Source organism: Tardiphaga sp. P9-11 (genome assembly GCF_008329525.1).
In the GTDB taxonomy this organism is placed as follows: domain Bacteria; phylum Pseudomonadota; class Alphaproteobacteria; order Rhizobiales; family Xanthobacteraceae; genus Tardiphaga.
This window is the reverse complement of sequence record NZ_NPKQ01000008.1, coordinates 1-14,238: the sequence shown is the minus strand read 5'-3', so window position 1 is coordinate 14,238 and position 14,238 is coordinate 1. Positions and strand designations below refer to the sequence as shown.

The window sequence follows — 14,238 nt, the reverse complement described above, 5'->3', positions numbered from 1 at the left end:
CTCCTCACCCAAGCTTCGGCTCGCCGAGACCCGACAGTCGCTCGACATGGCGCACAGTGGCGATGAAGTCGGATTCACCATCGCCCTGTGCAACAAGCGATCCGTAGATTTCTCGCACCTGCGCTGCGAGTTGCAGCGGCACGCCGACGTGGTGACCGGCGCCGATGATGAGATCGAGATCCTTGGCCATCTGACGGCACGAGAAGGTGGAGTCGAAGTTGCGCGTGGCCAGCGGCGGCGTCTTGTACTTGACCATCGGCGAGGCGACTGCACTGTCGTCCAGGACCTTGAGGATATCGGGCCAGGAGATTCCGCCCTTGCGCGCCAACGCGAGGCTTTCGGCCATCATTCCAGCCGACACCGCGATCATCAGGTTGACCGCGAGCTTGGCAAATCGCGCTTCTTCGGCCACGCCGAGATAGGTCTGCGCCCGCGTGAACGTCGCCAGTACCCGCTGAACCGCATCGAATGCGTCGCGCGGCCCCGACACAAAGCAGGTCAGCGCGCCGGTATGCGCGATCGCAGCATTGCCGGACACCGGCGCGCGCAGATAGGCAACACCCGTTGCCTCCGCCGCGACGCCGACTTCAGCCGATATTTCGGCACTGACCGTGCTCGTCTCGATCAGGATCGTGCCGCGTGGCAGCTTGTTCAGCAGGCCATCAGACCCAAGCACCAAGGAGCGCAGCGCCGTATCGTCGGGCAGCGATGTAAAGATAATGGAGTGGTTTGCAGCGGCGTCTGCGGCGGAGTTGGCCGCCTTAAGCCCAAGCTGCTGTGCCAACACCATGCGCTGCTGGCCCGGGTCGTAACCGGTGACGCAGATACCGGCCTCCACCATACGGCCTGCAATCGGCAAGCCCATCTTGCCAACACCGATCCAGGCGACGGCCTGAGCTTGATCTCTCGACGGGGTTGTCATGCCGCTTTCTCCTGACGTTCGATCTCGGAGACGATGCGCATGCCTGATCGCTCGAGTTCATTCTTTTTGCGGTCGAGGTTCTCCGCCATCAGGCGGCCGTCTCGTTTGCGCCAGATGCCGTCGATCATGACTGCCTCGATATTGGCGATGCTGGACTGCATCAGCACCGTAGAGACTGGGTCATGGACCGGCCAGAGGTTGAGATCGGTGGCGTTGATGACGACCAGATCCGCCTTCTTGCCCGGTGTGAGCGAGCCGATGCTGCTTTCACGCCCGAGCATGCGGGCGCCCTCGATGGTGATCCAGCGCAAGGCCTCGCGCGTCGTGATTGTCGTCGCCGCCGGAATGGCGCCCGTGGCCTGCCGGCTCTCGGCATTGTCGAGCGCGCGCTGCATCGACAGGGCGATGCGACCCACGTTGAACATGTCGCCCGGCAGCACCGATTCCAGATCGACCCCAAGCGAAGGCCGCGATCCCAGCTTCAACAGCCGCCCGGTGATCGGGTAGCCGTGGCCCTGATTCATCTCGTTTTCCGGTGTGACCGAGAACGACACGCCGAGATCGACAAGCTGACGCAGCAGATCGTCGGGAAGATCGTTGCCGTGCACGATGTTGATGCCGGGACCGACCAGACCGGCTGCAATCAGCTTCGCCCAGCCACCGGGCGTCTTGGCCGTGCCTCCGCCCTGATGCATCGAGGCAATCAGATCGAACTCACGCGCCAGTTCGAAATCATGGATGGCAACATTCATGGTCGAATAATGCGGGCCGAGAATCGCAAGCCCGAGCGTAACGCGGTCGCTGCGGTTGGACAGTGCTCCTGCCAACAAGCGCTCGACCTCACGGCGCGGATGCAGAACCTCGGAGAAGTGCGGCTGCCCTGGCGCCGCCTCCGGCTTCGGTGAGCCGTGGAAGAAGGCGGCACGGATGCCGCTTTCCTTGAGCGCCGCGACGGCGCCGTCACTGTGCGCAGGCGTTGGATTGTTGTGACACCAGTCGACCAGAGTGGTCGTGCCGCAATTGATCTGGTTCAGCGCGCCCATCAGCGTGCCGATATGGATATCCTCGGGACGAAAAACCGTGGCCAGTCCCGCATGCATGCGGCGGAAGTATTCCGGCAGCGTCCAGTTCGCGGAGAAACCGCGCAAGGCGGTCTGCCACGTATGCATATGCGCGTTGACAAGGCCCGGAATGACGATGCGGCCACGACCATCAACGATCTCCGCATCAGCGGCTTCGAGACCCGGCCGGATGTCGACGATGCGTTCACCCTCGACCAGCAGATCGGCCTGTGTGAGATCGCCGATCGCGTCGTCCATCGTTACGATAATCGCCGATTTGATGAGTGTGCGTGTCGCCGTCATCGCAACGCCTCCGCCATGACCGGAGGATCGCCCGCCCACGCCCGCGCGATCAGGTCGCGGATAGCGTCGCGTTGCAGAGGCCGCGGATTCCAGTAGGCATTGCTGACGGCGAGGTCAGCGGCGCGTTCGATGCCATCCTTCGGCATTCCCAAATCGCGCAACGCGACTTTGGCGCCAAGGCCCTGCGTGAGATCGAACAGTCCCTGCCCAGCCTGTCCGGCGCCCAATGCGCGCGCGACGCGAGCCGCCGCAACCGGTACAGCCGGAGCATTATAGGCCATCGCATGCGGCAGGATCACCGTGTGAGTTTCGGCATGTGGCAGATTGAACGTGCCGCCCAACGTATGGCAGAGCTTGTGGTGAAGTCCCATGCCGACAGCGCCGAGACAGGCGCCACACAGCCACGCGCCGCGCAGTGCGTCGTCGCGTGCCGCCGCGTCGTCCTCGCCAGCCGCAAGCTTCGGCAGCGCGCCGGCGAAAAGGCGGATGCCCTCTTCCGCCATCAACGACACGACCGGATTGGCGTCGCGCGCATAGAGCGCTTCGACAGCGTGAGCGATTGCATTGACGCCCGACGTCACGGCAAACGCAGGCGGCAATGTGCGCGTCAGGTCGACGTCGTAGATGACCGTTTCGGGAAGTATCTTCGGGCTCGATTGCGTGGTCTTCAGTCCCTCACGGGTCTCACCGAGGATCGGCGTCATCTCGGACCCGGCGTAGCTGGTCGGCACGACGATCTGCGGCAGGTCGGTCCGCAGCGCGATCGCCTTACCAAGCCCGATAGTCGACCCGCCACCTACTGCAACGATGCCGTCGGCCTGCAGAGCCATGACCTGCTGCATCGCAACTTCGGTCACATCAACCGGCGTATGCATCACCGCGCCTGCATAGACACCCGCCGCGCGGTCACCGATCAGCGCGGCAATCTGCTCGCCGTGAGATTTCTGCTGGGCTGTCGTCAGAACGAGCGCGCGTTTAACGCCGAGTCGATCGAGCTCGGCGGCCAGATCTGCCAGCCGTCCCGAGCCGAAGACGACCCGCATGGACGCCGCCTGATAGACGAAGCTCTCCACTATTTCCATCCCTGATCGCCGCCGCCGTTAGCGCGCTTCTGTTGCATTGCACCACGGCATGCAGCGGATTTTCGCTACCATCATTCCCGTGCACACGTTTGTCAAGAAACTCTGCACACGTTTGTCAATTTGTGCAAGATGAGGCATTCTCACGTGATCGTTAGCGGATACGACGACGCGCACGAGCAGGCTGGATGGCGATGCCAAAAAAAACCAAAAAGATCAAAAAGACTTCACCTACGCAGCAAGATCGCACATCGCGCAAGACCATCATCGATGTTGCGAAGTGCGCCGGCGTGCATTGGTCGACCGTTTCGCGCGGCCTCAATCCCGAGAAGCGTCACCTGATCTCGCCGGAGATGATCGCGCGCGTCGAGGCATGCGCAAAGAAGCTCGGATACCGGGCGAACGCCATGGCTTCGGCACTACGAACGCAGAAGTCACGCACCGTCGGTGTCATCGTTTCGAACTTGGGCGATCCCGTGCATCCGCCAATCGTCCGGGCCATCGAGGATAGCTTTGCGGAAATCGGATACGTCACGATCGTTGGCAACACCGACAACCATCCCTTGCGGCAGGCGGCATTGATCGAGAGGTTTATTCAGCAAGGCGTGGAAGGCTTAATCGTCGCCACGTTCGAGCGGAACGATCCGGGAATAGCGACGTGCGTCGAGGCCAACATTCCGGTAGTCGCGGTTTTCCGAGATCCCGAAAGCGAGTTCATCCCGAGTGTTAGAGTCGATGATGCGAAAGCGATGGAATTGGCGGTTCACCATCTGGCAGAACGTGGACACCGCAATATCGCGCATGTCGGCGGCCCGCAGAATGTCTCCACCGGCTACCACCGTTATCGCGGCTTCCGCCGCGCATGCAAATCGCTTGCCCCGACCGGCGTCGTTCCTGTCGCGGTTTTTGGCGCCGCATTCACGGTCGAAGAAGGTCAGTTCGCATGCAAGCGTTTGCTCGCGGAGCATAGCGAGATCACTGCTATCGTCGCCGGTAATGATATGTTGGCTGTCGGTTGTCTTCGGCATCTCAGAGACGAAAACATTCCGTGCCCGGACAAGATTTCGATCGTCGGCATGAATGACATGCTCTTCATGGACGCAATTGCACCGGCGCTGACGACGATCAGTACGCCAACCGCAGAATTGGGTACTCAAGCGTCCAGTTTGCTTATCTCAATGATCAAGGGTAATTCCGCGTCAAACGATCGGATAGTATTGAAGCCGACATTACTTTCCCGTGACTCCGTCGCCTCCTTGGTGCCGTCGAGGAGCAGTACGCCTACAACGCCGGTCACGCCCCCCGCGCAAAGCGACGCGAAACGGACCTTGCCGCTCCAGTCAAAGGTCGCATCGAATATCCGTTTATGAAGACACGCTGACGCGGGATCCGTCTTCAAGAGCTTGCGCATTGCGAGAAGGTTTGAAAAGTGTACCTTTGACTGGCCCGTTTGGCAAAGCGTGCGCGAATGAAAATATTCTTCAGCTTAAGCGGACCGCCCCACGCCAGTCATGTCGAGATTGTCAAAAAAGAATCCCAGAAAACGCCGGACAAATAGAATAGTTTCTCCTCTCTCCGATGGTTTTCCTGCATCCGATACCGAATTATAGAATCGCTGAAACGTGACCGTTTTTTTCTTGAGCCAGCCGTCGAACGAGGCATAGGATGGGAAAAAGGGAGGTCGCAATGAAAGAGCTTTTGACCTGTCGTGCGATGGAAAGTATGTGTCGCCAGCGCGCTGCTTTCTTCCCTGGAGAGAGCTGGAAGTATCTGGCCGAAGCAGAGATGTGGCGTCATCGTGCATTAGATCTAATCGACGCACACAGCATCGAATGCATTCTGAAGCCTGAAATCCACATTAAAGCCGCGTGAGATACCACTCTTCATTTAGGAAAGAGGCCATCTGTCCCGCATTGCCTCGGTCAGAGAGTTCGACATTCACCGCACATTGGCAGGACGAACCGTCCGGCCAGAGCGGCCGACTGACGTCAGCCGTTTCGCGTCTGCTCCGTCGTCAGTGGAGTTAGTCGCGAACGAGGCAAAACTCCAACCTCGGCTGCAGACTTTCAGACCTCAACACACGACTATCGCTCCAGCCGCTTGAGGCACTCGAACTGCAATCCAACAGGACGAGCAAAAGGGCATCTCAAGCGGCTAGAGTCTTGCCGCCCCTTCTACTCTACCTTGCCCATTTCCTTGAGCACTTCATTGGCGGCCTTGAACGCATCGAGGCCGGCCGGGATGCCGCAATAGACCGTGGCGTGCAGCAGCACTTCCTTGATCTCGTCGACGGTGACCCCATTGGTGATGGCGCCGCGGGTGTGCAACTTGATTTCCGGCGCACGGTTCAGCGCCGTGAGCATTGCGAGGTTGAGCATGCTGCGGGTCTTGCGATCGAGACCCGGGCGGTTCCAGGCGTAACCCCAGCACCATTCGGTGGTGATGTGCTGGAACGACATCATGAATTCATTGGTCGACTGCATCGACTTGTCGACATAGGCAGCGCCGAGCACTTCGCGCCGTGCGGCAAGACCGATGTCGAACATCCCGCCGAGGGTGATCGTCTGATCGTAGCTCATGTTTATTCCTTCCATTTACGATTGCCAGGGTTCGACGTCGTTCGCCCGTCTGCCTCGATCATATGCCGAGATAGGCCGCGCGAACGGCAGGATTTTCATTCAATTCTGCAGACGTGCCCTGCAGAGCGATACGGCCACTTTCGAGCACATAGCCGCGCGTCGCGACATCGAGCGCCAGTCCGACATTCTGCTCGACCAGCAGGATCGACGTTCCACGGCTGTGGATCTTGGTGAAGGCGTCGTGCATCTCTTCAACGACCTTCGGCGCCAGGCCGTGGCTCGGCTCGTCCAGCAGCAACAGCTTTGGCTGCAGCATCAGCGCGCGTCCGACAGCGACCATCTGCTGCTCGCCGCCTGAAAGCGTGCCCGCCAACTGCCCGCGCCGCTCGCGCAAGCGTGGGAACAGCTCGAAGATGCCTTCCATGCGCGACGACAGATCCTTGGCATGGCGCGCGGTGAAGGCACCGAGCATCAGGTTTTCTTCCACCATCATGTCCGAAAATACATGACGCCCTTCGGGAACATGCGCGATGCCCAGCGTGGGGATGTCATGTGAGGCCCGGTTCGACAGATCATTGCCGGCGAAACGCAACGTGCCGGTGACATGCGGCACCAGGCGCGAGATCGCGCGCAAGATCGTGCTCTTGCCAGCAGTATTGGCGCCGATGATGCAGACGAACTCGCCTTCGAACATCTGCAGATCGATGCCGTGCAGGACTTCGATCTCGCCGTAACCGGCATTGAGGCCCTTGATCTCGAGCAATGGCTGAGACGCATTCATTTGTGGGCCTCCATCGAACGGCCGAGATAGGCTTCCACTACCACCGGATCGTTCGCCACCTGCTCCGGCGTGCCATCGGCCAGAAGGCGTCCGAAATTCAGCACCAGGATGCGATCGCAGATCGTCATGATTGCCCGCATGTGATGCTCGACAACCAGCAGCGTGATGCCGTCGTCGCGCAGCGAGCGGATCAGATCCATGATCTCCTGCATCTCCACCGGATTGAGTGCGGCCATCACCTCATCGAGCAGCAGTACCTTGGGGCCGGTGCACAATGCGCGTGCCAGTTCGACACGCGCGCGCTCGGGAAACGAGAGATTGCCGGCGAGCTTGTGGGCAACGGATTTTAGCCCTACGCGGTCGAGACAGATCAGCGCCTCCTTGCGCGCAGTCTCTACGTCGTGGCGCAACAGGCCCGCGGTGAGCACATTGTCGAGTACCGAGCTTTCGGCAAACAGCGCCACGTTCTGGAACGTCTTGGTCATGCCCAGCGCCGCGACCTTGTGCGGCTTCTGGCCGACCACACTGGTCCCGTCGAGCTGGATGGTGCCGCTGTCCGGGCGAATGAGGCCGACCAGCGTACTGAAGAATGTCGTCTTGCCGGCACCATTGGGGCCGATCAAGCCGACGATCTGGCCTTTCGGCACCGAGAACGTCACGTCGGACAGCGCCTGAAGCCCGCCGAAGCGACGCGAGATGCCACGCACATCGAGAATGGTCATGAGCGTGCCTTGTTCGAGAAGCGTGCCATCAACGAGTCGAACACGGTGATGAAGCCACGTGGACGCCACAGAATGACGGCGATCAGGATGACGCCGAAGATCAGTTGCGACAGGCCTGCCGCACCTGACGAGAACAGATCGTTCATCAGTTCCTCGACCGGAATGATGAAGAGTGCGCCGAGGATCGGACCAATCGCCGTACCAACGCCGCCGAGAATGGCGATCAATGCGACGCGAATGGAGATGGATGCTGCGCTGAACACCGTATCCGGATCGAAGAACACGGCGACCTGCGCATAGAGCGTGCCCAGCATGGCCATCAGCACGCCCGAGATAACAGCGGTCTGCAGCTTCACCTTTGTGGTGTCGATGCCGATCACTTCCGCCGCGGCCGGGTTTTCCTTGATGGCGCGCAGCCGATAGCCCATGGCACTGCGTCGGATCGCCTCGAAGATGACCGTCACGATGATCAGGGCGATCAGCGCGATATAGGCATGCGGCAATAGTTGCTTGAACGAATAGGCGGCGATGCTTGGCGGCACGAACGGCACCGATAGACCGACAGGGCCGCCGGTGAGCGACGTCCAGACATTGGCGATGACGCGCATCACTTCACCGAACGCCAGTGTAGCCAAAGCAAAGTAATGCCCCTGCAGTCGCATGGTCGGAACGGCAATGATCAGCGCGGCGATGCCACCGAGGAAGCCGCCTGCGAACATGCCGATCCACGGGCTGATGCCGAATTTCAGCACCAGGATGGTGGACGTATAGGCCCCGATACCGAAGAAGGCTGCGTGGCCAAGCGATGTCTGGTTGGCCAGACCGCCAATGATGTTCCAGACCTGCGCCATCGCTGCAAACAGCAGCGTGAAGGTGAGCACGCGGATCCAGTATCCGGTCGGGCTGAGCAGCAGCGGCAACACGGCGGCAATGGCGATCACAGCCAGAATTGCGATCCAGCGTTTCATCGGGATGCTCCTACGAGGCCTTGCGGCCTTACCGCGAGCACGAAAATAAAGACGATGAACAGAATGAGGTTCTGCAACTGGATCGGAAAGAACAGCGACGACAGCGCCTGAATGACGCCCACCGCAAGCCCACCAACGACCGCACCCGCAACGCTGCCGAGACCACCGAGGACAACGACGGTGAACATCAGCACGACGAACTGGCCACCGACCCCGGGGAATACAGTGACATAAGGCAGGATCACCGCGCCGCCGAAGGCCGTGAGGCCGACGCCGAGCGCGAAGGCGATCTTGTACATCAATGCCGTATCGATCCCCATCAGCTGCGCGGCCATCGGGTTCTGCGCAGTCGCGCGCATCGCCCGGCCGAACCAACTCGTGCGCATGAACCACCACAAGGCCAGGCCGCAGGCCAGCGACATGCCAAAGGCGATCAGATAAGGCACGCTGATGAACAGCGCGCCGAGCGACAGCGACATGGTCTGATAGGACGTCGTCACCGAACGAAACTGCGAGCCAAACAGCAGCAGCGATCCGTTCTCGATCACGATCAGCAATCCTACGGTGAGGAAGATCTGCGCTACCGACGGCGCCTTCAACACGCGGGCAATCAACTGCCCCTGCACCAGCCAGCCGATGCCAAACGCCACCGCGAAAGACAACGGCGCGGCCAGCACCGGATCAAGGCCGAGATAGGCCCAGGCGAACCACGACACGAACATGCCGATCATCAGGAATTCCGCCTGCGCGAAATTCACGATGCCCATCACGCCATAGACCAGCGTCAGGCCGATGGAGATGACGGCGTAGACGCCACCCACCAGCAGCCCGTCGATTATTGCTTGTAGAAATGACACTGCGATCTTTCTTCAGTTCGTCAGGACTTCCAGACCGCGGTGCCCTTGGCGACGTCCTTCGGCCACACCGTGACGAGCTCCTTGTTGCGCCATTGCGCCATGACGGGAACGGACAGGGTATTGAGGCCGGTGCTGTCGAATTCGACGGCGCCGCCGGTCATCGCCTTGGTCCAGCCACCGGTGAATTTCGCACCGCGCAACGCCATGGTGACGTCCTCGGCCTTGGCCGACTTCGCCTTCTCGATCGCCTGCACCAGCACGTCGAGGGCGACGGCGTGTTCCAGCGCCTCATGCACCATGAAGTAGCCAAACCGCTTGCGGAAACGCTCCGTGAGGTCCGGCGCGAGATCATAATTGGCGGGCGCGATCGACAGCACGTTTTCGGCGAATTCGCCGAGACCCTTTTCGAAATCCGGAATGACATAGCCGGCCGCGCCACCGATGGCCGGAATCGTGATGCGCTGCTGGCGCATGGTGCGGATCAGCAGCAAGCTGTCGTTGAGATAGGACACCGGGAAGACGGCCTGGGCGCCAGACGCACGCAGCTTGTTGATCAGCGGCGTGGTGTCGGTGATCCCCAGCGGATAGGCATCGTCCATCGCAATGTCAATATTGGCTGCCTTGGCAGCGGCACGAAGGCCGGCCGCCTGAGCAGTACCATAGGCGGTGTCTTCATACATGATAGCGATCTTGTCGATCTTGGCGCCGGACGCCCGCGCAATCGCCAGCGTGTAGTCGAGTTGCGCCTTGCCGAGCGCAGAGGCCTTGGCGACGATCTGGAAGATGTTCTTGAAGCCACGGCCGGTGATCTGGTCGGCGAAGGACATGGTGAGCAGCGGAATGTCGCGGCGCTCCGTGACTTCCGAAATGGCAATGGTCAGCGATGACGCGAATGCGCCGAGGATCGCCGTCACTTCGTTCTGGGTGATGAGGCGCTGCGCGACGGTGCCCGCGGTGGTCGGTGTCGAGGTCGCGTCCGCCACGATCAGATTGATCTTGGCACCGCCGAGCGCCTTGATGCCGCCCGCTGCGTTGATCTCATCGGCGACCAGTTCGATGCCGTTGCGCGAATTGATGCCGAACTGCGCGTTGGCGCCCGACAGCGGCATGATCACGCCGATATTGACCGGCTTCGCCTGCGCGCGTGCCGACGACACAATCATCGGGCTGGCCAGCAGCGATGCAGTTCCGGCGAGCAGCGAACGGCGGCTCAGGCCACCACGATGGGAGGTTGTCTTGGACATGGGCGTTTTCTCCGAATGCAGAACGGCCTTTGCGGCTTCGTCGGCAATTCGACATAAAACAGACGAGCGGTCAAGCTGCTTGACAGATTGTCTGATAGTCGGTCAACTTGACGCATGGCAAAGATCGAATCGGACCTGAATGTCTCGCGGGAATCGACCAGCCTGCGACTGCTGGTTGAAAACCGACTACGCTCTGCAATCGGTAGCGGGCTGTTCAAGCCTGGCCAGCGGCTGATCGAGCGTGAACTGTGCGAGCAGGTCGGCGTCGGCCGCACCTCGATCCGCGAGGCACTCCGGCAGCTCGAGGCAGAGGGCCTCGTCACCACGATCCCGCATCGCGGCCCTATCGTCAGCACCATCAGCGTCGAGGAAGCCGAGCAGCTCTACGATCTACGCGCGCTGCTGGAGGGCTATGCCGGCCGCGAATGTGCGCGGCTGCGCGATCCGGAGATTATTGGACGATTGCGCAAACAGTTCATCCAGATGGGCGCGGTTGCCGGCCAGGAAGACCGCAGCGACCTGTTGGCCGCCAAGACTGAATTCTATGCCGCCCTGCTCGAAGGCTGCGGCAATGTTTTCGTCGAACGATTTCTGAAAATGCTGCTGAACCGCGTCACGGTGCTGCGCATGACGTCGATGACCCAATCCAATCGCATCGGCCGCAGTCTTGCCGAAATCGAGACCATCCTTGTCGCGATCGAGGCCGGCGACGAAGATGGCGCCGAGCAGGCTTGCGTCCAGCACATCAAGAATGCCGCCGCGATAGCGCTGGAAGCGCTGCGGCGCGATAATCCCTGACCGGCGCAATCACCCGCCACGCCAGATATCGAATAAAATAAGAACTTGAAGAGGAACGCCCGTGTCGAACTCAACCGCCATCAATCCGCCCGCCAAAATCGCCGTGATCGGCCTCGGCAATATGGGACGCCCCATGGCCGCATGCATTGCGCGCGCCGGATATCAGGTCGTCGGCTTCGATACGTTCGATGAAGCCCGCGCCAAACATGCCGAAGCCGGCGGCACGTCCGCTGCGACGATCGATGAAGCCGTCAAGGACGCAGCCGCTGTCATCACGCTGCTGCCCGACGGCAAGATCGTGCGCGTGGCCGTCGAAGGCTTCAAGGCCAAGCTCGCGCCGGGCACGGTGGTGATCGATATGAGCTCCTCCGCTCCGATGGGCACGCGCGGACTCGGCGAAGAACTGATCGCGGCAGGCCTTGCTTTCATCGACGCACCGGTGTCGGGCGGCGTGAAACGCGCCATCGACGGCACGCTCGCGATCATGGCCGGCGGCGACGGCAAGACCATCGATCGCGCCGATCCCCTGCTTAATGCCATGGGCAAGTCGGTGTTCCGCACCGGGCCGCTCGGCTCCGGTCACGCCGCCAAGGCATTGAACAACTACGTCTCGGCAGCAGGCCTCGCCGCTGCAGCCGAAGCTGTTGCCATCGGTGGAAAGTTCGGCATCGATCCGAATGTCCTCGTCGACGTGCTGAATGCCTCCACCGGGCGCAACAATTCGACCGAGAACAAGCTCAAGCAGTTCATCATTCCCGAGAAATACACTTCGGGATTTGGGCTGGCCCTGATGGCGAAGGATATCCGCACCGCCGATGAACTGGCGCACCAGATCGGCGTCAACGCGCCGCTGGCAGATGAAGTCGCCGCGCTTTGGGATGCCGCGCTGGAGAAACTCGGACCGGCGGCCGACCATGTCGAGATTGGCCGCTATCTCACTGCCAGAAAGTAGGTGACGTTGGGCATGGGCCTGATCGACGAGCTTCGCAATCGACTTGCGGTCGCGATTACCGCGCCGGAGGTGCAGTCCTTCGCACGCGGACTGGATCTTGAGATTCAGTTTGAGATCGACGAGGCCACCGTCGCGATCGCTTGTCGTAACAACCAGCCGGTTGTCAGTATACCCAGCAATGGGCCAGACATCGCGCTATCCGGACCAGCCACAGCATGGCTGAAGGTACTGGCGCCCCGCCCGCCACCAACCTATCATTCGTTTTCATCGATCCAGCTGCGCAACACGAGCTTCACCGTGACCGGCAATGCGCTGGTGATTGCGCAGGCCCGCGCATTTCTAGAGGCCGTGTTTGCGAATCTGACGACGCCGGCCGCGCATGCGGTCGAAGTCGATCTCACGCGCCTTGAGGGCCGCTATCACCGCGTGCACAGCGCCGGCGGGCAGATTGCCGAAATCTATTCAGAGGCCGCGGGCACCGGCAAGCCAGCGCTGTGCCTCCACACGGCCGGAGCGGATACGCGGCAGTTTCACGGCGTGATGTGCGATCCCGAAATCGGGCGCGACTGGCGCCTGATCGGCTTCGACATGCCGCATCACGGCCGCTCGATGCCGCCCGTCGGTTGGGATGGCAGCATCTATCAGCTCGATCAGCCGACCTATCTGGACTGGTGTTCGAGCTTCATCGAACAGGCGATCGGCGAACCCGTTGTGGTGATGGGCTGCTCGATGGGCGCGGGCATCGCCATGGCGCTCGCCGCAGAGCGACCCGATCTCGTGAAGGCCGTGATCGCGCTCGAAGCGCCGCTGCGTCCCCGCGGTCGTCGCAACGACTATCTCACCCATGCACGCGTCAATGGCGGCTGGCATTCGGCAGCCTATGTGCGCGGATTGATGAGCCCGTCGAGCCCCGCTGAAGACCGCCGACGCGCCGCATGGATCTATTCGCAGGGTGCGCCGGGCATCTATGACGGCGATCTGGCTTTCTATTCGGACGAGTTCGACGGCGAACAGATCGCCAAGCTCATCGATGGCCACAAGATCCCCGTGCATCTTCTGATCGGTCACTACGACTTCTCTGCCACCGTGAGCGATGCCTATGCGCTCGCCGAATGGATCGAAGGGGCCGTGGTGACGGAAATGCCGGAGCTCGGGCATTTTCCGATGACAGAGAACCCGCCAAAGATGCTGGAATACCTGCGACCTGTCTTCCGGGCATTGAGTAGTTTACGGCGTTGAATATCAGCTATCGGTCACAGCGGCTACGAGAGCGTGATGGGTTTAGATTTGTTGATATCCGTCGTTGTTGAACTAATTTGCGCATTCGGCTTGTGACACGGTGTCGAGGATCGGAGCGATGGCACCGTAGACGAGCTCAGTGGTTCGCTGCGCGGCTTTGCGCAGCCCGTGTTTGAGCCTGGCGAAGAACCGCTCGATCGAGTTGAGATCCGGCGAGTACGGGGTGCCTGGCGTTAGGCCGTTAATCTCGACGGCGGCCTCGCAGCGATCGGCACTGATAAAGTTTTCAACCAGGGCCGCGATGCTGCCGCCTGGCTTGGGCTGGTGCAGCGACAATGCAGTAACGGAGGACGCTCAAGCTTGGGCGGCATTCTGTAAAAGGTCAGCCGTTACCTGCGAACCCTCTTCATTCAGGTCCTTCAGGCCGCGAAAGTGCTGCTGATGCGACCACAGAACTTGGAGAAATTCAGCTTCGAAGAGTGGCTGACCCATGCCGCGCCGAGAACTGGCCGACGCTTTCCAAATCCCGCCGCGTTCACGCTGGCCTGAGGACAAAGCTCTCGACATTGCCATGATCGCGCAATTGGATAGATTGTTGCTCCACCGGAAAGGGTGAAAGGTGGCATCCAAAGAAGGGCACAACCTGCTGGACGATACCGCGAACCAATGCGCGTATTGCGGATTCACGATGCAATTGGATGCACGCTTTTGCGGTGGCTGTGGGCGGCCACGG

The 14,238-nt window shown here is 60.9% G+C and carries 16 protein-coding genes; 5 read left to right on the top strand and 11 right to left on the bottom strand.

All coding sequences use genetic code 11. The features are described 5' to 3' along the window. Window positions 1-4 precede the first annotated feature (4 nt). The 3 genes from CIW50_RS22140 to CIW50_RS22130 are packed head-to-tail and all read right to left on the bottom strand — an operon-like array spanning window position 5 to window position 3,362. Complete coding sequence (locus CIW50_RS22140) at window positions 5-922, bottom strand: NAD(P)-dependent oxidoreductase (protein WP_149533347.1); 918 nt, start codon at window positions 920-922, stop codon at window positions 5-7. Beyond that, the gene (locus CIW50_RS22135) at window positions 919-2,286 is read right to left on the bottom strand and encodes an amidohydrolase family protein (RefSeq protein ID WP_149533346.1); all 1,368 of its coding nucleotides are present in this window, start codon (window positions 2,284-2,286) and stop codon (window positions 919-921) included. Before CIW50_RS22135 ends, CIW50_RS22140 begins: the two co-directional genes overlap by 4 nt. Beyond that, window positions 2,283-3,362: a maleylacetate reductase gene (locus tag CIW50_RS22130; RefSeq protein ID WP_149533511.1), complete on the bottom strand. Its 1,080-nt coding sequence runs from the start codon at window positions 3,360-3,362 to the stop codon at window positions 2,283-2,285. The genes CIW50_RS22135 and CIW50_RS22130 overlap by 4 nt, the downstream gene beginning before the upstream one ends. Window positions 3,363-3,553: 191 nt before the next feature. Between CIW50_RS22130 and CIW50_RS22125 the strand changes: the two genes are divergently transcribed. Then, window positions 3,554-4,735: a LacI family DNA-binding transcriptional regulator gene (locus tag CIW50_RS22125; protein ID WP_149533345.1), complete on the top strand. Its 1,182-nt coding sequence runs from the start codon at window positions 3,554-3,556 to the stop codon at window positions 4,733-4,735. Between the two features lie 316 nt (window positions 4,736-5,051). After that, window positions 5,052-5,237 carry a hypothetical protein gene (locus CIW50_RS22120; protein ID WP_149533344.1) on the top strand — a complete coding sequence of 62 codons (186 nt, stop codon included), beginning with the start codon at window positions 5,052-5,054 and terminating at the stop codon, window positions 5,235-5,237. Between the two features lie 302 nt (window positions 5,238-5,539). Here the strand turns inward: CIW50_RS22120 and CIW50_RS22115 are convergent, their stop codons facing one another. From CIW50_RS22115 to CIW50_RS22090, 6 genes are read right to left on the bottom strand one after another with little or no spacing between them, the layout of a single operon-like run. After that, complete coding sequence (locus tag CIW50_RS22115; protein ID WP_172980423.1) at window positions 5,540-5,944, bottom strand: carboxymuconolactone decarboxylase family protein; 405 nt, start codon at window positions 5,942-5,944, stop codon at window positions 5,540-5,542. Between the two features lie 58 nt (window positions 5,945-6,002). Next, entirely contained in the window at window positions 6,003-6,725 is a 723-nt protein-coding gene (locus tag CIW50_RS22110) for an ABC transporter ATP-binding protein (protein ID WP_149533343.1), read from the bottom strand. Continuing rightward, window positions 6,722-7,447, bottom strand: a complete 726-nt coding sequence (locus CIW50_RS22105; protein WP_149533342.1) for an ABC transporter ATP-binding protein — start codon at window positions 7,445-7,447, stop codon at window positions 6,722-6,724. The genes CIW50_RS22110 and CIW50_RS22105 overlap by 4 nt, the downstream gene beginning before the upstream one ends. Then, on the bottom strand, window positions 7,444-8,415 hold the full coding sequence (locus CIW50_RS22100; RefSeq protein ID WP_068729684.1) for a branched-chain amino acid ABC transporter permease: 972 nt from the start codon (window positions 8,413-8,415) through the stop codon (window positions 7,444-7,446). The genes CIW50_RS22105 and CIW50_RS22100 overlap by 4 nt, the downstream gene beginning before the upstream one ends. Beyond that, the gene (locus CIW50_RS22095) at window positions 8,412-9,272 is read right to left on the bottom strand and encodes a branched-chain amino acid ABC transporter permease (protein ID WP_089263519.1); all 861 of its coding nucleotides are present in this window, start codon (window positions 9,270-9,272) and stop codon (window positions 8,412-8,414) included. Before CIW50_RS22095 ends, CIW50_RS22100 begins: the two co-directional genes overlap by 4 nt. A 20-nt stretch (window positions 9,273-9,292) precedes the next feature. Next, window positions 9,293-10,516 carry an ABC transporter substrate-binding protein gene (locus tag CIW50_RS22090; protein ID WP_149533341.1) on the bottom strand — a complete coding sequence of 408 codons (1,224 nt, stop codon included), beginning with the start codon at window positions 10,514-10,516 and terminating at the stop codon, window positions 9,293-9,295. A 114-nt stretch (window positions 10,517-10,630) separates the two neighbouring features. Here CIW50_RS22090 and CIW50_RS22085 point away from each other — a divergent pair, with 114 nt between their 5' ends. The 3 genes from CIW50_RS22085 (at window position 10,631) to CIW50_RS22075 (ending at window position 13,505) form a co-directional block, all read left to right on the top strand. Continuing rightward, window positions 10,631-11,314 (top strand): GntR family transcriptional regulator, encoded by a 684-nt coding sequence (locus CIW50_RS22085; protein ID WP_149533340.1) that lies wholly within the window; start codon window positions 10,631-10,633, stop codon window positions 11,312-11,314. A 61-nt stretch (window positions 11,315-11,375) separates the two neighbouring features. Next, entirely contained in the window at window positions 11,376-12,266 is an 891-nt protein-coding gene (locus CIW50_RS22080) for an NAD(P)-dependent oxidoreductase (RefSeq protein ID WP_149533339.1), read from the top strand. After that, a complete protein-coding gene (locus CIW50_RS22075) occupies window positions 12,267-13,505 on the top strand; it encodes an alpha/beta fold hydrolase (RefSeq protein ID WP_149533338.1) in 1,239 nt (412 codons plus the stop codon). A 72-nt stretch (window positions 13,506-13,577) separates the two neighbouring features. On the opposite strand, the gene CIW50_RS29890 is transcribed toward CIW50_RS22075, so the two are convergent. Both CIW50_RS29890 and CIW50_RS29380 read right to left on the bottom strand, forming a co-directional pair. Further along, window positions 13,578-13,841, bottom strand: a complete 264-nt coding sequence (locus CIW50_RS29890) for a hypothetical protein (protein ID WP_149533337.1) — start codon at window positions 13,839-13,841, stop codon at window positions 13,578-13,580. An 18-nt stretch (window positions 13,842-13,859) separates the two neighbouring features. Then, on the bottom strand, window positions 13,860-14,238 hold a 379-nt coding region (locus tag CIW50_RS29380; RefSeq protein ID WP_207105017.1), incomplete at its 5' end, for a hypothetical protein.

Excerpts from the sequence above, each read along its gene's own strand:
- CIW50_RS22140 (WP_149533347.1), bottom strand. The coding sequence starts at position 922 with ATGACAACCCCGTCGAGAGATCAAGCTCAGGCCGTCGCCTGGATCGGT.
- CIW50_RS22135 (WP_149533346.1), bottom strand. The coding sequence starts at position 2,286 with ATGACGGCGACACGCACACTCATCAAATCGGCGATTATCGTAACGATG.
- CIW50_RS22125 (WP_149533345.1), top strand. The coding sequence starts at position 3,554 with ATGGCGATGCCAAAAAAAACCAAAAAGATCAAAAAGACTTCACCTACG.
- CIW50_RS22120 (WP_149533344.1), top strand. The coding sequence starts at position 5,052 with ATGAAAGAGCTTTTGACCTGTCGTGCGATGGAAAGTATGTGTCGCCAG.
- CIW50_RS22115 (WP_172980423.1), bottom strand. The coding sequence starts at position 5,944 with ATGAGCTACGATCAGACGATCACCCTCGGCGGGATGTTCGACATCGGT.
- CIW50_RS22110 (WP_149533343.1), bottom strand. The coding sequence starts at position 6,725 with ATGAATGCGTCTCAGCCATTGCTCGAGATCAAGGGCCTCAATGCCGGT.
- CIW50_RS22105 (WP_149533342.1), bottom strand. The coding sequence starts at position 7,447 with ATGACCATTCTCGATGTGCGTGGCATCTCGCGTCGCTTCGGCGGGCTT.
- CIW50_RS22100 (WP_068729684.1), bottom strand. The coding sequence starts at position 8,415 with ATGAAACGCTGGATCGCAATTCTGGCTGTGATCGCCATTGCCGCCGTG.
- CIW50_RS22090 (WP_149533341.1), bottom strand. The coding sequence starts at position 10,516 with ATGTCCAAGACAACCTCCCATCGTGGTGGCCTGAGCCGCCGTTCGCTG.
- CIW50_RS22085 (WP_149533340.1), top strand. The coding sequence starts at position 10,631 with ATGGCAAAGATCGAATCGGACCTGAATGTCTCGCGGGAATCGACCAGC.